Origin of the sequence: Amycolatopsis orientalis DSM 40040 = KCTC 9412, assembly GCF_000478275.1 — a bacterium.
Classification (GTDB): Bacteria; Actinomycetota; Actinomycetes; order Mycobacteriales; family Pseudonocardiaceae; genus Amycolatopsis; species Amycolatopsis orientalis.
In genome coordinates, this window is sequence record NZ_ASJB01000096.1 from 32,901 (window position 1) to 51,241 (window position 18,341).

Here is an 18,341-nt window from a genome sequence, read left to right on the forward strand (position 1 = left end):
GGCAGCCTTCACCAAGTATCCGGCCGGCGCAGGCCCACGCCACCCGGACGAGTGGATCGGGCCGGATCGTGAGGTGGCCGACATTCGGTCCGCACTCCGTCTTCTGACGTTAACCTCGGTTCACATTCGTGTACTCATAGGAGGTCTGAGTGTCTTCGCTGTCCGTGGCCGGCCACCGTCCGGTCCTCGCCGACCTCGTTCCCGGCGCCCTCGTCCGTGACGCGATCCTGGTCGCCGGTGGGGCCGCCCTCACCGGTGCGGCCGCGCAGCTCGTCATCCCGGTGCCCGGCTCGCCGGTACCGATGACCGGCCAGACGTTCGCCGCCCTCCTGGTCGGCGCGGCGCTCGGCTGGAAGCGCGGCGCGCTGTCGATGGCGCTGTACCTGGCCGTGGGCGCCGCCGGTGTCGGCTGGTTCCAGGACGGCTCGTCGGGTCTGTTCGGCGCAAGCGCCGGCTACATCGTCGGGTTCGTCTTCGCCGGTGCACTGGTCGGCGCGCTCGCCGGTCGCGGCGGTGACCGCACGCCGCTGCGCATGGCGGGCACGATGGTGCTCGGCAACCTCGTCATCTACTCCTTCGGCGTGCCGTGGCTGGCGGCCTCGCTGGGCGTCAGCCTGTCGACCGCGGTGCAGAAGGGCGTCGTGCCGTTCCTGATCGGTGACGCGCTGAAGATCGCCGTCGCGGCCGCGTTGCTTCCGGGCACCTGGGCACTCGTCTCGCGGTTCCGCAAGGACGCGTGACCGGCCCTTTCACCGCCCCACGCGCCGCCATGAAAGGTCCTTTCCTTGCGAAATTCGCCAGGAAAGGACCTTTCATTGCACGGGGCCCAAGATCTTGACGGTGGGCCCGGCTATCGTCTTGTCCCGTGCCCAACCGTGCTGATTTCCCCGGCGTCCTCGAACTCCTGACCCACGCGGTCGAGTCCGTGGGTGGTGCCGAGCGCGAGGGCCAGGTCCGGATGGCGGACGCCGTCGGCCGCGCCATCCGCACCGGCGAGCATCTGGCCGTCCAGGCGGGCACCGGCACCGGGAAGTCGTTGGCCTACCTCGTTCCCGCGATCCGGCACGCGGTCGAGAAGGAGGCCACGGTCGTGGTCTCCACGGCCACCATCGCGCTGCAGCGCCAGCTGGTCGACCGCGACCTGCCCCGGCTGGCGAAGGCGCTGAAGAAGCCCCTCGGCCGCGAGCCCACCTTCGCGATCCTCAAGGGCCGTCGCAACTATCTCTGCCTTCACCGGCTCGATTCCGGCGCCCCGGACGAGCCGGAGGATCAGCAGCTGTTCGACCCGTTCGCGGTCTCCCGGCTCGGCAAGGAGGTCACGCGGCTGCGGGAATGGTCGTCCGACACCGAGACGGGCGACCGCGACGAACTGGTCCCCGGCGTCTCGGATCAGGCGTGGCGCCAGGTTTCCGTCACGGCCAAGGAATGCCTCGGCGCCTCACGCTGCCCCATCGGCACCGACTGTTTCGCGGAGCGGTCCCGCGCCGAAGCGGGCAAGGCCGACGTGGTGGTCACCAACCACGCGCTGCTGGCGATCGACGCGCTGCAGGGCTACCAGGTGCTCCCCGAGCACGACCTGGTGATCATCGACGAGGCGCACGATCTGGTCGACCGTGTGACGTCCGTGGCGACCGGCGAGCTGACCAGCGGCATGGTGTCCGCCGCCGCCCGGCGCTGCGGGAAGCTGGTCGACGAGGAAGTGGCCGATCAGCTGCTGGAGGCGAGCGACGGGCTCGCCCTGATCCTCGACGACCTGCCCGCCGGCCGGATGGATTCGCTGCCGCAGGCCCTCTCCGGCGCGATCCCCGCCGTCCGCGACGCCGCGCACCGCTGCCTCACCGCGCTCGGCAAGGACCGGAAGGAAGAGGTCGACGAGGCCACCGCCCGCAAACTGGCGCGGTCGCTGCTCGAAGAGGTCCACGACACCGCGGTCCGGCTGCTGGAAGCCTTCGACGACGACAACGCGCACCAACGGGACGTCGTCTGGCTGACCGGTGACCGGTTCTCCACGAACCCGCGTCCGCCTGCGCTGAAGGTCGCGCCGCTCGGCGTGGCGGGCCTGCTGCGCGAGCGCGTCTTCAACCAGCACACCACTGTCCTCACGTCGGCGACGCTGACCCTGGGCGGCACTTTCGACACCATGGCCCGGCAATGGGGTCTCCCGCCCGGCGGGGCCAGGGTCGAGAAGGCACCGGGCGCGGCGACCGACAAGGCCGCCCCGGCCGACAGCGACGACGCCGACGGCCCGAAGTGGACCGGCCTCGACGTCGGCTCGCCGTTCGACCACAAACGCAACGGCATCCTCTACCTGGCCAAGCATCTGCCGCCGCCGGGACGGGACGGGCTGCAGCCTTCCACGATGGACGAGCTGGCCGAGCTGATCGAGGCCGCGGGCGGGCGCACCCTCGGCCTGTTCTCCTCGATGCGCGCGGCGAAACAGGCCACCGAGGAGATGCGGGAACGGCTCGACCTGCCGATCCTCTGCCAGGGCGACGATTCCACCGGCCTGCTGGTGCAGAAGTTCTCCGAGGACGCGCGCACCTGCCTGTTCGGCACGCTGTCGCTGTGGCAGGGCGTCGACGTGCCCGGCCCGTCGCTCCAGCTCGTCGTGGTCGACCGCATCCCGTTCCCGCGCCCGGACGATCCGGTCTCGTCGGCCCGGCAGCGGGCCGTGGAAGCCAGGGGCGGCAACGGTTTCCTCACCGTCGCGGCAACACACGCCGCGCTGCTGCTCGCGCAGGGCACCGGACGGCTGCACCGCTCGGTCACCGACCGCGGCGTCGTGGCGATCCTGGACTCACGGCTGGCCACGGCCCGTTACGGCGGATTCCTGCGCGCGTCGCTGCCGCCGTTCTGGCCGACCATGGACCCGAAGGTCGCCCGCGACGCGCTGCGCCGCCTCGACGCCGCCGCCCCGGCCTGAGTGGTCTGGGACACGGCCGAGTACCGTTAACGGAACGCCGAAGACAGGGAGAACCGGTTGTCCCACGAGTCGCCCAACGCACAATCCCGGACCGTCAGCGTCGATGACACCGGAGTGCGGCGCCAGCTCGCGGACGGAAGCGAGGAAGCCGTCACGTGGTCCGAGCTGTCCGCGGTGGTGGTCAGAGTGATCCCTGAAGGCCCGTGGAAGGAAGACGTCTTCTTCATGCTCGCAGGCACCGACGGGAAGGGCACCGCGATCCCCAGCGGCGACCCGGCCGCCGACGCGCTGATCGAGCGGCTGCAGACGCTGCCCGGCTTCGACAACGAGAAGTTCATCGAGGCCATGACCACCGACGCCGACGAGGCGTACGTGGTCTGGAGCGCCGAAGGCCACCCCGCCAAACACTGACCCCGTGTACCTCGCAAGTAGTCGACTACTTGCGACGGTCCGCACCCCATCAAGCACTGGAGCCAAGTGCCATGAAAGGTCCTTTCCTTGCGAATTTCGCAAGGAAAGGACCTTTCATGGCATCCGGGCACCTACTCAGCCGGGAAGCTTTCGGTCACGGGAATGCCCTTCTTCAGCGTCCGGCTCACCGTGCACAGCCGCTCGATGGCGCGGTCCACCGCAGCCGCGAGCGCCTCACGGTCCTCCCCGGAAAGCGACGACACGTCGACGTCGAAAGCGACATGGACGGCGTCAAGCTCCGAAGCGCCTTCGCGCTGGTCCGCGGTCACGCCGACCCGGAACTTCGAGTCCTCCCCGATCCGGCGCGTGATGAGGTTCTCGGCGGTGACGGCCGAGCAGCCCGCCGCCGCGATCTGCAGCAGTTCGGACGGCGAGAAGGCGCCCTCGGCGCCCTTGCGGCCGATCACGACCTCGGCACCGCGTTCGTTGCGGCCGACGAAGCGGTGCTCGCCGTCGCGCTGGACTTCCAAGGACACGATCTTCCCTTTCAGCTCGTCGCTGCCATGACCCGCTGAGCGATGACGGTGACCGTCCCCGGATCCACCTCGGTGAAGCCCGCGTCCCGGACCGCGACAACCCCGTCGCGCCGCCAAGAACCTTCCGGATCCTCGATCGGGCACAGCGCCTTCCAGACCGCGACCGGCGGCGTCCGCACCGAGCACCGGAAGCCGGTCTCGGCCCAGGCGGCCCGTTCGGCTTCGTCCAGCAGCGAGGCCAGGATCATCGTCGCGTGCCCGACCTGGGCCGCGCCCTTGCCCACGGTCATCGAGACCTCGGGGTTCAGCAGCAGCCGCGGCACACTGTCCGGCGCGGGCCCCGGCTCGTCGGCCGGGAGTTCGCTCCCGGAGATCTGCAGCCGCGAGACCTCTTTCGGCGCGTCGACAACGCGGCCGGGCAGCAACGCCCGTGCTTCGGCGCCGTCGACCTCGATCGTGATGCCCGGCAGTTCCTGCACCGCTTGCCAATGCGCGCCCCGCGCACGGCGGGCGACCTTGCGGATCCGGCCGTCGACCCACGCCTTGAGCGGATCGTGCCACTCGCCCTCGGGCTCGGCGCGTTCGTCGAGACAGACCGCGACAGCGGCCGCCGCGGCGGCCTCCAACAGGGCGGTGCGGGACGGCGGTTCGGCGCGTTCCATCCGCAGGATCACCGGCATCGCGCGGACTTCGGCGGGATCCTCGTCTGAGGTGTCCACCGTGTCCTCGGCGGGCAGGCCGAGCCAGTACGCGTAGCGCGCGGCCAGCGGCTCCAGCACGCTCATGCCTACTCCTCGTAGTGGGTCGCTTTGCGTCGCATGAGCGGGCCCTGTGTTGAATGATTCGCTCGCAAGCTCGCTCATGGCCGTGACAGTTCGAGACCGTCGGCCGCGTCGGCCGCTTCGATCTCGCCCCGCGTGACGCCGAGCAGGAACAGCACGGCGTCGAGGTACGGGTGCGAAAGCGCAGTGTCGGCGACCTCGCGCAGCGCGGGCTTCGCGTTGAAGGCGACGCCCATCCCGGCGACGGAAAGCATGTCGATGTCGTTCGCCCCGTCGCCGACCGCGACGCACTGCTCCAGCGAGATCTCGTACTCCTCGGCGAACCGGCGCAGCGCCGTCGCCTTGCCCGCGCGGTCGACGATCTCCCCGACCACCCGGCCGGTGAGCTTGCCGTCGACCACTTCGAGTTCGTTCGCGGCGGCGAAATCGAGGCCGAGGTCGTCCACGAGGGACTGGATGATCTTGGTGAAGCCGCCGGAAACGACCCCGCAGCGGAAGCCCATCCGCTTCAGCGTGCGGATGGTCGTGCGCGCACCGGGGGTGAGCTCGATCGACGCGGCGACCTCGTCGAGCACCGTCTCCGGAAGGCCTTCCAGCAGCGCGACGCGGCGCTCCAGCGACTCACCGAAGTTCAGCTCGCCACGCATCGCGGCTTCGGTGATCTCGCGGACCTGGGGCTCGACACCGGCGTGCGCGCCGAGCATCTCGATGACCTCGCCCTGGATGAGCGTGGAGTCGACGTCGAAGACGACCAGCCGCTTGGCCCGGCGGGCGAGTCCGGCCCGCTCGACCGAGATGTCGATACCCGCCTCCACGGCGGCGTCGGCCAGCGCGGTCCGCAAGGCGGCGTCGGCTTCCGGCGTGTCCTGGGCGAGCGAGGTGTACAGCTCCAGCCCGGTGACCGGGTAGTCGGCGACGCTGCGGATCGAGTCGATGTTGACGTCCAGCGCGGCGAGACGGCGCGCGACGTCGGAGAACGCCCGCGCGGTCACCGGACGGCCGAGCATCAGCAGGACATGCGTCGAGTCCTTCTGGCCGATGGCGAACGGGTCGGCACCGATGGCCGAGCCGATCTTCACCTCGACCTGCATCCCGACCGACGCCATCGCCTGCTCGACGTACTCCTGCAGGCCCTCGGGGTCGCGGTAGACCCCGGCGAGCACGCCGAGCACCAGCTGGCCGCGGATGACGACCTGCTCGACGTCGAGGACGTCGACGTCGTGGCGCGACAGCACGGCGAACAGCACCGAGGACACACCCGGCTTGTCGGGACCGGTGGTGGTGATGAGAACTGGTGTCTGCGTCACGGGGTCAGTCTCCCTCAGCCCGGTACGAAAAAGGCGCGTGCCTTGCCCCTGTGTGAGGCAAGGCACGCGCCGATTCCGCTTATCGGGTCACTTCTCGCTGGAGTTGTCCTTGGAGTGGTCACCCGGCATGGCCGCCTCGGTGAGCAGCTGGGACGGCGCCCGGTGGGTGTTGACCTTCTGCTTCCCGAAGAAGCCGATCTCACCCTCCTTGTGGATGCGCTCCATCATGTGCGGGTAGTGCAGCTCGAACGCCGGACGCTCGGAACGGATCCGCGGCAGCTCGGTGAAGTTGTGCCGCGGCGGCGGGCAGGACGTCGCCCATTCGAGCGAGTTGCCGTAGCCCCACGGGTCGTCCACCGTGACGATCTCGCCGTACCGGTAGCTCTTGAAGACGTTCCAGATGAACGGCAGCGTCGAGGCACCGAGGATGTACGCGCCGATCGTGGAGATCGTGTTCAGCGTCGTGAAGCCGTCGGACTGCAGGTAGTCCGCGTACCGCCGCGGCATACCTTCGGCGCCCAGCCAGTGCTGCACGAGGAACGTGGCGTGGAAGCCGATGAACGTGGTCCAGAAGTGCCACTTGCCGAGCTTCTCGTCCATCATGCGGCCGGTGATCTTCGGGAACCAGAAGTAGATCCCGGCGAACGTGGCGAACACGATCGTGCCGTAGAGCACGTAGTGGAAGTGCGCGACGACGAAGTAGCTGTCCGACACGTGGAAGTCGATCGCCGGCGCGGCCAGCATGATGCCGGTCAGACCGCCGAAGAGGAACGTGACGATGAAGCCCATCGAGAAGATCATCGGCGTCTCGAAGGACAGCTGGCCCTTCCACATCGTGCCGATCCAGTTGAAGAACTTCACGCCGGTCGGGACCGCGATCAGGAAGGTCATGAAGGAGAAGAACGGCAGCAGCACGGCACCGGTCGCGTACATGTGGTGCGCCCACACCGCCACCGACAGCGCGGCGATCGCCAGCGTCGCCCAGACCAGGCCCTTGTAACCGAAGATCGGCTTGCGGCTGAAGACCGGGAAGATCTCCGACACGATCCCGAAGAACGGTAGAGCGACGATATAGACCTCTGGATGGCCGAAGAACCAGAACAGGTGCTGCCAGAGGATCACGCCGCCGTTCGCGGGGTCGAACACATGCGCCCCGAGATGCCGGTCCGCCAGCAGGCCCATCAGGGCCGCGGTCAGGATCGGGAAGGCCAGCAGGATCAGGATGCTGGTGACCAGGATGTTCCAGGTGAAGATCGGCATCCGGTACATCGTCATACCGGGGGCGCGCAGGCAGACCACCGTGGTGATCATGTTGACGCCACCGAGGATGGTGCCGAGACCGGACACGACCAGACCGGAGATCCACAGGTCGGCGCCGACGCCGGGCGAGTGGATGGCGTCCGACAGCGGGGTGTAGGCGAACCAGCCGAAGTCGGCGGCGCCACCCGGGGTCAGGAAGCCGGACATCACGATGAGGCCGCCGAAGAGGTACAGCCAGTACGAGAACGCGTTCAGCCGCGGGAAGGCGACGTCGGGCGAACCGATCTGCAGCGGCAGCACGAAGTTCGCGAAGCCGAAGAGGATCGGCGTCGCGTACAGCAGCAGCATGATCGTGCCGTGCATGGTGAACAGCTGGTTGTACTGCTCCTGCGAAAGGAACTGCTGCCCGGGACGCGCCAGCTCGGAACGGATCAGCATGGCCATCGCGCCGCCCACCATGAAGAAGGCGAACGACGTGACCAGGTACATGATGCCGATTTGCTTGTGGTCCGTCGTGCGGAACAACCGCAGCAGGTACGAACCCTTAACCGACTCGCGCGCGGGGTACGGGCGCGTGGCGATCGGCTTGGGGGCTACGGCCGTCACTCCTGCCTCCAACACTCAAACCTTGTGGTGGTCAATTTCCGGTCGCCGGGGCGGGTTCGGGACCCACTCCGACGGCTAGTGGGGATCGTAGCCCTCACTACCGACAGTCGCGCGCACCGGCTGGCAAGATCGCGCCGTGACCGACGAACACACGCGTGCGGGAGTGGCCGCGGCGGTCGCCGTCGGTGACCGGTACGGGCTCCCGACGGGCACCCCCGATGTCCTGCATTTCAAGTCGAACGTGCTGGTGAGACTGGGTCCGGTGGTGGCGCGGGTGCCGGGCACGACGCGCCTCGCCCGGCGGTCCCCCGAGGACTGGCTCGCACGCGATGTCGCACTGTCGGAGTACCTCACGGAACGTGGTGTGCTCGTCGTCTCACCCACGACGGATCCCCCGGCAGGCCCGCATTTCGCCAACGGATTGCCGGTCACTCTCTGGCATTACACGCCCCATGAACGGGGCGAAACCCTGTCGCCGCGAGAGGTGGCGGAGTCGCTCGCCCGGGTGCACGCCGCGCTCGCGGACTACCCCGGCGAACTGCCCGAACTCGGGCCGGTCCATGACCTCAGGGCCCTTCTCGAGCGGCATGGTCACACGATGGACGGCGCGGCACCCCGGCTGCGCGAAGAACTCGCACGGGTCGCGGCGACGCTTCCGGCGGACGGTGCCCGGCCGCTGCACGGTGACGCCCATCGGGGGAACGTCGTCGCGACGGCGGCCGGACCGTGCTGGCTCGACTTCGAGGACACCTGGCGCGGACCGCTCGGCTGGGACCTGGCCGTCCTCTACGCGGACCTTGGCGCTTCGGCTCTCTCCGCGTACCCGGCCGACGTCGCGCCTTCGTCCCTTGAGCCGTTCCTCGGGCTGCGCCGGTTGTTCGAGGTCGCCTGGCGGTACGTGATCGCCCAGCGGTTTCCCGAGCGACGCGGAGAGGCCGAGGCGGCTCTGGAGCGCTACTTCCGGCGCATTTAGTCCTCTGGACGCGGTAGTTCGCACTGCCGACCACCGCATCCAGAGGACGAAACGCGGGAAGGGGCTAGACGGCCGCCAGCAGGAGTTCCGCCGCCACCTCGACCCCGTCCGTCCGGACCTCAGCACCGACCCGGCGCGCTCGCTCGGCCACCTCCGGCCGCAACACCTCGGCCAGGGCGAGGGTGAGCGACTCCGCGTCCGGCTCGCCGGTGATCGACGTCCCGATCCCGAGATCGCGGACACGCTCCGCGAAGTACGGCTGGTCGAACATCCGCGGGACGAGCACCTGCGGTACCCCGGCCCTGGTCGCCGCCGTGGTCGTGCCGGCGCCACCGTGGTGCACGGCCGCCGCGACCCGGGGGAAGAGCGCCTGCTGGTTGACGTCCCCGACGGCGACGCAGTCGGGTTCGTCGTCGATCAGCGCCAGTTCGGCCCACCCGCGGGACACGACGGCCCGCCGCCCGTGCGCCCTCGCCGCCTCGATCATCGCCTTCGCGATGTCCTCCGGGGCGCGGATGCTCCCGAATCCGAAGTAGACCGGCGGTTCCCCGGCGTCGAGGAACGCCTCCAACTCCGGGGGCAACGGGCTGTGGTCCGGCAGGATCCAGGCGCCGGTCTGGTGCACGTCCAGCGCGGACGGCCCCCGCCACGGCGCCAGTACCGGATCGGCGGCCAGCCACGGCCCCTCGGTGAAGATGTGCCCGCGGACGTCGTCGACCGGCGGCAGGCCGAGCGGTTTCCGCCGCGCGTTGAGCACACCGCCCCACTGCCCGTTCCATCGTTGCGCGTCTTCGGCCCACAAGGACGGGATGGCGGCATCGGGATTCTCCGGCGCCCATCCCGCGAAAACGGGCGGACGATGGTGCAGTGAAGGCAGCGTTATCGGGCAATAAGCGGTGAAGAAATACGGAATCCCTTTCCACTCCGCCACCGAATGGGTGGCGATGTTCAACGCCATTCCCGCGACGACGGCGTCGCAACCCTCTGCCGCCTCCGGCAGCGTCTCGAACTGGTCGACGACCATCGCCTCGGCCATCTCGCGGCGCCCCTCCGGTGAAGCCATCGCCTTGGTCATCGCGGAATCCGGCTTCGCGGTCGACCGGAGCTCAGGCCCCAGCGGCGCGAAGGAGATCCCGAGACCTTCGGCCCATTCACGGAAATCCGGCGGCGCGCAGAGCCGGACGTCCTGGCCCAGTTCCCGCAACCGCACCGCCAGTGCCACCAGCGGCTGGACCTCACCCCTTGTCCCGATGGTGGACAGGAGTACACGCATGGGAATCCCCCTTCGGAAAATGTGAAGGGGGAATTGTGGACCGGGAACGGGGGCTTGCCGCAAGCCCCCGTGTCCGCTATACCTTCAAAGGGGCGAGGGAGCCGCTATTTCGCGGGGTACCAGCCCAAAATCGCTTCGACGACTCCGGCCGGATCCTCCAGCGGCGTCAGATGTCCCGCCTCCGGCAAGACGACCAGTGTCGCGTCCGGCAGCGTCTCCACCAGGGTGTTCGCCGAGTCCAACGGGGTCAGCCCGTCCTCTTCGCCGACGACGACCAGTGCCGGAACGTCCGCCGAGCGCAGGGTTTCGACCGAATCGGGCCGCGCCGCCATCGCGCGCGCCGCCCACGCGATCCCCGACGGAGGCTGTGTCGCGATCAGTTCACCGAGCCGTTCGGCGACCTCCGGCCGGTCCGCGCGGGTCTTTTCGGCGAGAAGTCCCGGCGTGACGGCTTCGGGCAGCCAGCCGGCGCCTTCCGCCTCGACCCGGGCCGCTACGTCGTGCCTGGCTCGCGCGGCCTCGGGGGTGTCGGCCGTCGCCTTCGTGTCGATGAACACGAGTCCGCCCACGCGTTCCGGTGCGGCGCGCAGCACCGCCATCGTCAGGTAGCCGCCCATCGAGCAGCCGCCGAGCACGACCTTGTCGAGTTCGAGCCGGTCGAGCAGCGCCACGACGTCGCGGGCGGCGTCGTCCAGGTCCGGCTCCCGGTCGGTTTCCGGCAGCGGGCTGCGGCCGAGCCCGCGCTGGTCGGGGGTGATCAGCCGGAGGCGCGCCGAGAGCGGTGCGCGCACCGCGTCCCACATACGGGCGTCGACGGGGAAGGCGTGCAGCAGTACCAGCGGGAGATCCGTCATGGCGATAATTCTGTCGCACCCTGGCGCTACCGTCGGAACCGTGCTGACAGAGATCAAGACGGAGAGGCTGTTGCTCCGGCGGCTGCGCGAGGCGGACCGCGAGAACATCGTCGCGCTGCAGGCCGATCCGGAGACGAACAAGTTCAACGTCGTACCGCATACCGTCGAGGGCGCGCGGGAGCTGTACGACGCCTGGATGAAGCAATGGGACGAGTACGGCTTCGGCTATCTCGCGGTGTCCGCTTTGGACGATCCGGAGGTGATCGTCGGCTTCGGCGGCGTCCGCTATCACGAGTGGAACGGCGAGCGCGTGCTGAACCTCGCGTACCGCTTCTGGCCGTTCGCCTGGGGCAAGGGCTACGCGACGGAGATGGCGGCCGCCGTCGTGGCATGGGCGGAACGGGAGATCCCGGAGGTGCCGGTGATCGCCAACATCATGGTGGCCAACGAACCGTCGATCCGGGTCGCCGAGCGGCTCGGATTCAAGATCCACACGGAGGAGGAGTTCGAAGGAGCACCGTCACTGCACATGCGGCGCTGACTCACCAGCGACCGGGCCGGCGCCGGGACCGCGCGTCCCAGCAGGCCCGGTGCCAATGGCGGCGGTCGGCGATCCCGCCGGTGTCGTCGGCGGGCCAGACGACCAGATGCGGGGTCCCCGGCCGGATCTCGTGGTCACAGCCAGGGCAGCGGTAGTCCTTGGTGGCTTGCGCGCCGGGCACGGTCCGGACCAGCCACTCGCCGTCCGTGGCCGACTCGGAGCGCGCCCAGCCGGTGGACGCGCCGAGGTCTGGGCGTCCACCGCGATCGGGCCGGTTACGTCGAGGCACGCCGAAACGGTATCCGGAGCCGGGGCTCAGCCGCCGAAGTAGGCGCCCGGTGTCACACCGACCGCCCGGCGGAAGGCGACGACGAACGCGCTCGGCGAGGAGTAGCCGATCCGGCGGGAGACCGCGGTCAGCGGCATGCCCTCGGCCAGCAGCGGCAGTGACGCGCGCAGCCGCGCCTGCACCCGCCACGCGCCGAACGTCGTCCGGCATTCGGTGAGGAACAACCGCGCGAGCGTGCGTTCACTCGCGCCCGCCTCGCGGGCCAGGTCGGCGAGGCCGCGACGGTCCGCGGGATCGGCGATCACCGCCCGCGCGACGGTCAGCGCGCGGGCGTCGGACGGCATCGGCACGGTGATCGGGACGACGTCCACCGCTTCGAGCAGGTCGAACGCGACGGCTTCGGACCGGCGGCGGGCGTCGTCATCGAGGTCGGCCGAGCCGAGATGCTCCAGCAGTTCCCGCAGCAGCGGCCGGACGGCGACCAGGGTCGGCACCTCCCAGCGCACCGGGCACCGGTCCGTCGCGGCGTAGATCCCGCGCAACGCCGCGTGCGCGGTGGCGCCGGTCCGATGACGGACACCCGCGGGGATCCACAAGGCCCGGGTCGGCGGCAGCACCCAGTGCCGCTCGCCGACGCTCACGTTCAAGATCCCCCGCGCCGCCCAGGCGAGCTGATGGCCGTCGTGTTCGTGCCACGGAAGCCAGGAGCCGGCGGGCAGGTCCAGCTCGCCGAGCACCATCGCCGTCGGCATCGGAGGAAGGTGGCCGATTCCCGACATCGATTGGCAGCCTATCGCCTACCGGTCACGGCTAGCTTCGGATTCATGCCGATGAACCTGGTGCACCGCAAACTCTGCAGTTCCGCGCTGTGGGCGAAGGCCGTCGCGGCGGAGATGCCGGGCAACGTCGCCGGCTTCGATCTCGGCGACTCCGTCCTGGAGATCGGCCCCGGGTACGGCGCGACCACCCGCGCGCTGGCCCGGCTGGTCCCCCGGCTCACCGCCGTCGAGATCGACGGGGCGTCGGCGGAGCTCCTCCAGCGGGAGTTCGGCGAGCGCGTGCGGGTCGTCCACGGGGACGGCGCCGCGATGCCCTTCGAGGACGGCGAGTTCTCGGCGGTCGTCTGTTTCACGATGCTGCATCACGTGCCGACGACGGCGCTGCAGGACGCGATCTTCGCCGAGGCGTTCCGCGTGCTCCGCCCCGGCGGTGTCCTGCGCGCGATCGACGGCTTGGAGAGCGTGCCGTTCCGGCTCCTCCACATCGGCGACACGCTGAACGCGCTCGACCCGGTTTCGCTCTGGCCCCGGCTCACCACCACCGGCTTCACCGACATCAAGGTCGACCACGTCCCGAAGCGCTCCGTGCGGTTCTCCGCCCGAAAGCCCCACTGAGCGCGTTTAGCCCGCTAAACGCGCTCAGTCAGCCGCGCGCGAGGACCAACGGGACGAGTTGTTCGGCCGGGGTCAGCGAGCCGTGCTGACCGACCAAAGAGGACTCGACGGCCTCGGCCAGTTCCCGCACGAGCCCGAAGCGACCCTTCGACGCCACGACGACGTCGCCGATCCGCGGCCGGACGCGATCGGAGACCGGCCCGAACCAGCCCGCCTCGACGGCCTCGTCGCGCGACAGGATCCACGCCCGGTCACCGATCACCTCGCGCCAGGCCGCGAGCACGTCGGCCTCGGCACCCGGTTCGCTGTAGACGTGCCGGGCCCGGACCTCGCCCCCGATGGCCCGGACGCCGCCGAGCAGCGCGGGCGTCTCGTCGATGTCGAGGGCGCCCTCGACGGTCACCATCCCGTGATCGGCCACCACCGCGAGGAGCGCGCCGGACGGCAAGCCGTCCACAATGGACTCGACCAGCCTGTCGACCTGCCGCAGCTGCATCCGCCACGGCGACGAACCCGGCCCGTAGACGTGGCCGAGCATGTCGAGTTCGCTGTGATAGCCCCAGCAGAACGCCGGCCGCGCCTCGAGACACCGCAGGATGCACGCCGCCAGGTCGCCGAGCGCGTGCACGCCGACGTACCGGCCGCCGGACTGGGTCGCGCGGGTGAGCGCGGTGTCCGCGAACTTCGCCGACGAGACCACGCTGGTGGTGATCCCGGCGGCCGCCGCACGCTCGAACGTGGTCGGCAGCGGCTGCACCTCACGCGGCGGCAGCGCCCCGCGGAGATCGCCGCCGTCCACGTGGCTGCTCCAGCGAAGGGCGTTCAGGACGCCCGCACCCGGAACCTCGAAGGTGTAACCGACCAGGCCGTGCTCCCCCGAGGCCAGCCCGGTGCCGATCGCGCCGAGCCCGGCCGCGGTCGTCGACGGGAAGCCGACCCGCAGCGGCGACTTCGCCAGCTGCGTGAGCACGGGCGCGTCGGCGGCGTACTCGGCCAGCAGCTCCCAGCCGAGCCCGTCGATGAGCAGGACACAGGCGCTGGACGCCTCGGCGAGGCTCAGCGAGTTGGCGAACTCGGCGGCACCGAGGGCGGAGAGGACGGACGGGACGACTTGGCCGAGGTGCGGCACGTGCGCCGCGACAGGCAGTTCCACCCGGCCAGCTTGCCATCCCGGACGGCGGAAGGAGATGGGATAATGCCGGGCATGCCGACCTACGCCTACCGCTGCCGCGAATGCACCGAGACCTTCGAACTCCTGCGGCCGATGAGCGAGTCCGGCGCGCCCGCGCCGTGCCCCGAGGGCCACCAGGACACCGTCAAGCTCCTGACCACCGTCGCGCTGACCGGATCCGCGGCCGGTCCCGCCCCTGTTCCCGCAGGTGGGGGCGGTGGCTGCTGCGGAGGCGGCTGCTGTGGCTGACCACCCGATCGGGTGGCTATACGTGTGACGAAGTAGCCAACGGGTACTCCCCTCCCACCAGTCTGGAACCTCCAGTGGTGGAAGGGAGCAAGTCCAGTGGCCACATCAGCACTGGCGGCCGTCGATTTCGGTCAAGGCGTGTCCAGCGCCTGGAGTTCGGTCGCCACCTTCGTCCCCAAACTGCTCGCGTTCCTGGTCATCCTGTTCATCGGCTGGCTGATCGCCAAGGCGCTCGCCAAGGCCGTGAGCATGGTGCTCGAAAAGGTCGGGTTCAACCGCCTGCTCGAACGAGGCGGCTTCAAACAGATGCTCGCGCGTAGCCAGTTCGACGCGTCGAACATCATCAGCAAGATCGTCTACTACGCGATCCTGCTGATCGCCCTGCAGTTCGCGTTCGGCGTGTTCGGTCCGAACCCGGTCAGTTCGCTGCTCAACGACATCGTCGCGTGGCTGCCGCGCGCCATCGTCGCGATCGTCATCGTGGTGATCGCCGGCGCGATCGCCAAGGCGGTCAAGGACCTGGTGGGCAACGCCCTCGGCGGCGTCTCCTACGGCAAGGTGCTCGCGACCATCGCCTCGGTGTTCATCTGGGGTCTCGGCGCGATCGCCGCGCTGAACCAGATCGGGGTGGCCACCGCGGTCACGCTGCCGGTGCTGATCACCGTGCTCGCCACGGTCGGCGGGATCGCCGTCGTCGGTGTCGGTGGCGGCCTGATCAAGCCGATGCAGCAGCGCTGGGAGACGTGGCTCGGCCGGGCCGAGGCGGAGATCCCGGCCGCGAAGGCGCAGGCCGAGGCCTACCAGCGCGGCCGTGAGGACGCACGCCGCTCGGGTGACGTGCCGACCGAGCAGACCACCGTCCACCAGCCGGTGTCCGCCGGGCACCACGCCGCCGATCCGACCCGGACGCAGCAGGCCGGTGGCGGGATGCAGACCGGTGGCGGGATGCCCGCGCCGCAGCAGCAGTTCCCGCCGAACCAGGGTCAGGTGCCTCCGCACCAGGATCCCGGCCAGCGGCCCCCCGGTGGGTCAATGCCCCCTCCGCCGGAGTACCGCTGACCTGCGACGGGAACGGATGGGGCGTCCGGCCGCCCTATCCGTTCCCGGTCGGCAGCGGTCGCGGGTCGTCCATGGTGGCGGCCAGCGAGCATACCCCGACCAGGCGAGCGGTCAGCCAGTCGCTGGTGGTCCACGCGGTCAGATCGGCCGGCGCGCGGAACGTCCAGCCCTTGGTCCTGGCCTCGTCGAGCAGCCCTCGCGTGTAACCGGCGAGGAGTACCACCCCGGCGACCGCCGCCGAACCTTCGACCCCCGCCGCGAGGATGTCCCGCACCGCGGCCGAGTGCTGGTCGAAGACGGCCGACAGCCCGGGAAGGGCCGCCGCGGCGGCGAGTCCGGCGACGCCGATCTGCTCGTGAAGCCGCGAGAGCGTGCTACGAGCCGAAGATTCCACCCAGGACGACACCAGATCTTTCACCCGACCAGGTTAGCCAGGCGGAGCGATTTGTCGACATCCGCGTGATCACGATCGCAGCGCCGTTCAGCAGGCCTTGAGCGCCTGGTCCAGGTCATGCCACAGATCCTCGACGTCCTCCAGCCCCACCGACATGCGGATGAGCCGGTCGGTGACGCCCGCGCCCTGCCGGTCGTCCTCGGCGACGATCCGGTGGCTGATCGACGCGGGATGTTGGATGAGCGAGTCCACGCTGCCGAGACTGACGGCCGGGGTGATCAACCGGACCGCGCCGATGAGCGCGTGCGGATCGCCCTCGACCTCGAACGCGATCAGCGGGCCCCCGATGCCCGGATAGTGCACCGCGCCGACGTTCTCGTGCGCCCGCAGCCGCTCGACGAGTTCGGCCGCCGTCGCGGCCGCGGCGTTGACCCGCAGCGGAAGCGTCGAGAGGCCGCGAAGCAGCATGTACCCGGCCAACGGGTGCAGAACGCCTCCGGTGGCGAAGCGAATCTGCCGCAACATGCCGGCGTCTTCGGCACCGCAAGCGACCACGCCACCCATGACGTCGCCGTGGCCGCCGAGGAACTTGGTCGCGCTGTGCAGGACGAACCGGGCGCCGTGCCGCCCCGGCCGCTGGAGCACGGGAGTCGCGAAGGTGTTGTCGACCAGCACCGGCACCTCGCCCGCGGCACGCACGATCTCGGCGATGTCGACCTCGCGCAGCGTCGGGTTCGCGGGCGTTTCGAGCAGCACCAGCCCGGTGTCGGGGCGCAGCGCCGAGGCGAGGCCTTCCGGATCGGCCCAGGTCACCTCGGTGCCGAGCAGTCCGGAGGTGAGCATGTGGTCGGTGCAGCCGTAGACCGGGCGGACGGCGACGATATGCCGTTTGCCCTGCGCGACGGCGGCGAGCAGCGAGGCCGACACCGCGGCCATGCCGGTGGCGAACGCGACGGCGTCTTCGAACCCTTCGAGTTCGGCCAGCGCCTTCTCGAACCGTTCGACGGTCGGGTTGCTCAGCCGCCCGTAGACCGGCAGGCCCGACAGCGAGCCCGTGGTGGCGAACTCGTCGATGCGGCTCGCCTCTTCGACGCTGTCCCGCGAGGGGTAGGTCGTGGACAGGTCCAGCGGAGCGGCGTGGACGCCGAGGTCCGTGAGATCGTCACGGCCGGCGTGGACGGCTCGGGTGCGCAGCGTTGCGGTCATAGCGAGATGGTGCGGTTTTCTCCGGATCGGAAGCAATATCTTCGGATATCATTCGCCGATGTCGGATTCTGTCGAACTGAGCACGGTAGACCTCCGGATTCTGCGGCTGTTGCAGAACGACGCACGGATCTCGAACAAGGATCTGGCGGCCGAGGTCGGCATCGCGCCTTCGACCTGTCTCGACCGCGTGAACCGCCTTCGCGAGCTGGGGGTGATCACCGGTCAGCGCGCTGAGGTGGACGCCGCCAAACTCGGCCGTCCGCTCGAAGCGCTCCTGTTCGTCCAGGTCCGGCCGCACCGGCGGGCACTGGTGGACTCGTTCGTCGAGCATCTGCTGGCGCTGCCCGAGGTCCGCGCCGTCTACCACCTGACCGGACCGGACGATTTCCTCGCGCACGTCGCCACCGCTTCGGCGACCGAACTGCAGCGGCTGGTGCTCGACGAACTGACCGCCCGCGACGAGGTCGCCCGGGTGCACACCAACCTGGTCTTCCAGCACTGGAGCGGGGGACCTTTGCTCCCGCCCGGCTGAACGGATCGCCCGGGACGGGTCCCGGGCGATCCTCACCCCCGGCTAGGCCGTGTCCTGTAAGTCAGTTCGATGGGCTTCGTGATCCAGGTGGTTCCTGGCGGTGCGGGCGGATCGGCCTCGTACCGGGTCGTACTCGGCCGCATCCGCCCGTGCCGTCAGGGGCCGCCTGGGCGCGAAGACCGCGAACAAGACTTGCAGGACACGGCCTAGTCGAACTCGATCGAGAAACCGATGCCCCGGCGGTTGTTGGGGCAGTAGGCGGTCGAGCCACGCCGGTCGCCTAGCCAACGCCACTGCCCCGGCGTCTCACCACCGCCCTGGCAGGTGACGCGGAACCGGTAGCTGGCAGGCCCGTTGCCGTCGCACCACCCCGAGTGGCGGCCGGTCGGCACCCGGTCCTTGTTCCAGGTGCTGCACGGCGGCGCGGCGCCCCGGTCCGTGGCGGCCTCCGCGGCGTTCGCCTGGACGGCCCCCGCCCCGGTCAACGCCAGTGCCGACACGAGCACCATCGTGGCGCGTGCCGTCCGTGATCGGTGAACCATTCTCATCTCGTCCTCCCTCGAACCGAACTGAACCGACCG

21 protein-coding genes are annotated in these 18,341 nt (G+C 69.9%); 9 read left to right on the plus strand and 12 right to left on the minus strand.

Annotated elements, in window-relative coordinates; genetic code table 11:
- The first annotated feature begins 149 nt into the window (after positions 1–149).
- The 3 genes from L324_RS38460 to L324_RS38470 all read left to right on the plus strand — a co-directional run bounded on the left by L324_RS38460 (position 150) and on the right by L324_RS38470 (position 3,334).
- A complete protein-coding gene (locus L324_RS38460) occupies positions 150–740 on the plus strand; it encodes a biotin transporter BioY (protein ID WP_037320731.1) in 591 nt (196 codons plus the stop codon).
- A gap of 125 nt (positions 741–865) precedes the next feature.
- The gene (locus L324_RS38465; RefSeq protein ID WP_037320735.1) at positions 866–2,923 is read left to right on the plus strand and encodes an ATP-dependent DNA helicase; all 2,058 of its coding nucleotides are present in this window, start codon (positions 866–868) and stop codon (positions 2,921–2,923) included.
- A 57-nt stretch (positions 2,924–2,980) separates the two neighbouring features.
- The gene (locus L324_RS38470; protein ID WP_037320738.1) at positions 2,981–3,334 is read left to right on the plus strand and encodes a hypothetical protein; all 354 of its coding nucleotides are present in this window, start codon (positions 2,981–2,983) and stop codon (positions 3,332–3,334) included.
- 131 nt (positions 3,335–3,465) lie between these two features.
- Here the strand turns inward: L324_RS38470 and L324_RS38475 are convergent, their stop codons facing one another.
- From L324_RS38475 to ctaD, 4 genes are all read right to left on the minus strand, one after another.
- Entirely contained in the window at positions 3,466–3,870 is a 405-nt protein-coding gene (locus tag L324_RS38475) for an OsmC family protein (RefSeq protein WP_037320740.1), read from the minus strand.
- Between the two features lie 11 nt (positions 3,871–3,881).
- Positions 3,882–4,655 carry a peptidyl-tRNA hydrolase gene (locus L324_RS38480; RefSeq protein WP_037320746.1) on the minus strand — a complete coding sequence of 258 codons (774 nt, stop codon included), beginning with the start codon at positions 4,653–4,655 and terminating at the stop codon, positions 3,882–3,884.
- A gap of 74 nt (positions 4,656–4,729) precedes the next feature.
- On the minus strand, positions 4,730–5,959 hold the full coding sequence (gene serB, locus L324_RS38485; protein WP_037320748.1) for a phosphoserine phosphatase SerB: 1,230 nt from the start codon (positions 5,957–5,959) through the stop codon (positions 4,730–4,732).
- Positions 5,960–6,046: 87 nt separating this feature from the next.
- A complete protein-coding gene (gene ctaD / locus L324_RS38490) occupies positions 6,047–7,825 on the minus strand; it encodes an aa3-type cytochrome oxidase subunit I (RefSeq protein WP_037320750.1) in 1,779 nt (592 codons plus the stop codon).
- Between the two features lie 136 nt (positions 7,826–7,961).
- Between ctaD and L324_RS38495 the strand changes: the two genes are divergently transcribed.
- Positions 7,962–8,798 carry a phosphotransferase enzyme family protein gene (locus L324_RS38495; protein WP_037320752.1) on the plus strand — a complete coding sequence of 279 codons (837 nt, stop codon included), beginning with the start codon at positions 7,962–7,964 and terminating at the stop codon, positions 8,796–8,798.
- Between the two features lie 64 nt (positions 8,799–8,862).
- On the opposite strand, the gene L324_RS38500 is transcribed toward L324_RS38495, so the two are convergent.
- Both L324_RS38500 and L324_RS38505 read right to left on the minus strand, forming a co-directional pair.
- The gene (locus tag L324_RS38500) at positions 8,863–10,071 is read right to left on the minus strand and encodes a glycosyltransferase (protein WP_037320754.1); all 1,209 of its coding nucleotides are present in this window, start codon (positions 10,069–10,071) and stop codon (positions 8,863–8,865) included.
- A gap of 104 nt (positions 10,072–10,175) precedes the next feature.
- Positions 10,176–10,925 carry an alpha/beta fold hydrolase gene (locus tag L324_RS38505; RefSeq protein WP_037320756.1) on the minus strand — a complete coding sequence of 250 codons (750 nt, stop codon included), beginning with the start codon at positions 10,923–10,925 and terminating at the stop codon, positions 10,176–10,178.
- A 40-nt stretch (positions 10,926–10,965) separates the two neighbouring features.
- Here L324_RS38505 and L324_RS38510 point away from each other — a divergent pair, with 40 nt between their 5' ends.
- Positions 10,966–11,466 carry a GNAT family N-acetyltransferase gene (locus tag L324_RS38510; protein ID WP_081736605.1) on the plus strand — a complete coding sequence of 167 codons (501 nt, stop codon included), beginning with the start codon at positions 10,966–10,968 and terminating at the stop codon, positions 11,464–11,466.
- Between the two features lies 1 nt (position 11,467).
- On the opposite strand, the gene L324_RS38515 is transcribed toward L324_RS38510, so the two are convergent.
- Together L324_RS38515 and L324_RS38520 are read right to left on the minus strand one after the other, a co-directional pair.
- Entirely contained in the window at positions 11,468–11,755 is a 288-nt protein-coding gene (locus L324_RS38515; protein ID WP_037320762.1) for an Rv1322 family protein, read from the minus strand.
- A gap of 26 nt (positions 11,756–11,781) precedes the next feature.
- Entirely contained in the window at positions 11,782–12,507 is a 726-nt protein-coding gene (locus tag L324_RS38520; RefSeq protein ID WP_152547128.1) for an AraC family transcriptional regulator, read from the minus strand.
- A gap of 30 nt (positions 12,508–12,537) precedes the next feature.
- Between L324_RS38520 and L324_RS38525 the strand changes: the two genes are divergently transcribed.
- Positions 12,538–13,149 carry a class I SAM-dependent methyltransferase gene (locus tag L324_RS38525; protein ID WP_235783772.1) on the plus strand — a complete coding sequence of 204 codons (612 nt, stop codon included), beginning with the start codon at positions 12,538–12,540 and terminating at the stop codon, positions 13,147–13,149.
- 28 nt (positions 13,150–13,177) lie between these two features.
- Here the strand turns inward: L324_RS38525 and L324_RS38530 are convergent, their stop codons facing one another.
- Positions 13,178–14,302 (minus strand): alkaline phosphatase family protein, encoded by a 1,125-nt coding sequence (locus L324_RS38530; protein ID WP_037320767.1) that lies wholly within the window; start codon positions 14,300–14,302, stop codon positions 13,178–13,180.
- 51 nt (positions 14,303–14,353) lie between these two features.
- On the opposite strand from L324_RS38530, the gene L324_RS38535 reads away from it, so the two are divergent.
- Positions 14,354–14,569, plus strand: coding sequence for an FmdB family zinc ribbon protein (locus L324_RS38535; protein WP_037320769.1), 216 nt, complete (start codon positions 14,354–14,356; stop codon positions 14,567–14,569).
- A gap of 96 nt (positions 14,570–14,665) precedes the next feature.
- Positions 14,666–15,628: a mechanosensitive ion channel family protein gene (locus L324_RS38540; RefSeq protein WP_037320772.1), complete on the plus strand. Its 963-nt coding sequence runs from the start codon at positions 14,666–14,668 to the stop codon at positions 15,626–15,628.
- 34 nt (positions 15,629–15,662) lie between these two features.
- Here the strand turns inward: L324_RS38540 and L324_RS38545 are convergent, their stop codons facing one another.
- Together L324_RS38545 and L324_RS38550 are read right to left on the minus strand one after the other, a co-directional pair.
- Complete coding sequence (locus L324_RS38545) at positions 15,663–16,046, minus strand: DUF6401 family natural product biosynthesis protein (protein ID WP_037320774.1); 384 nt, start codon at positions 16,044–16,046, stop codon at positions 15,663–15,665.
- Between the two features lie 63 nt (positions 16,047–16,109).
- The gene (locus L324_RS38550) at positions 16,110–17,228 is read right to left on the minus strand and encodes a trans-sulfuration enzyme family protein (RefSeq protein ID WP_037320776.1); all 1,119 of its coding nucleotides are present in this window, start codon (positions 17,226–17,228) and stop codon (positions 16,110–16,112) included.
- A gap of 58 nt (positions 17,229–17,286) precedes the next feature.
- Between L324_RS38550 and L324_RS38555 the strand changes: the two genes are divergently transcribed.
- On the plus strand, positions 17,287–17,760 hold the full coding sequence (locus tag L324_RS38555; protein ID WP_007028289.1) for an Lrp/AsnC family transcriptional regulator: 474 nt from the start codon (positions 17,287–17,289) through the stop codon (positions 17,758–17,760).
- A gap of 206 nt (positions 17,761–17,966) precedes the next feature.
- On the opposite strand, the gene L324_RS38560 is transcribed toward L324_RS38555, so the two are convergent.
- Positions 17,967–18,308, minus strand: coding sequence for a hypothetical protein (locus L324_RS38560; RefSeq protein WP_152547129.1), 342 nt, complete (start codon positions 18,306–18,308; stop codon positions 17,967–17,969).
- Positions 18,309–18,341: the final 33 nt, after the last annotated feature.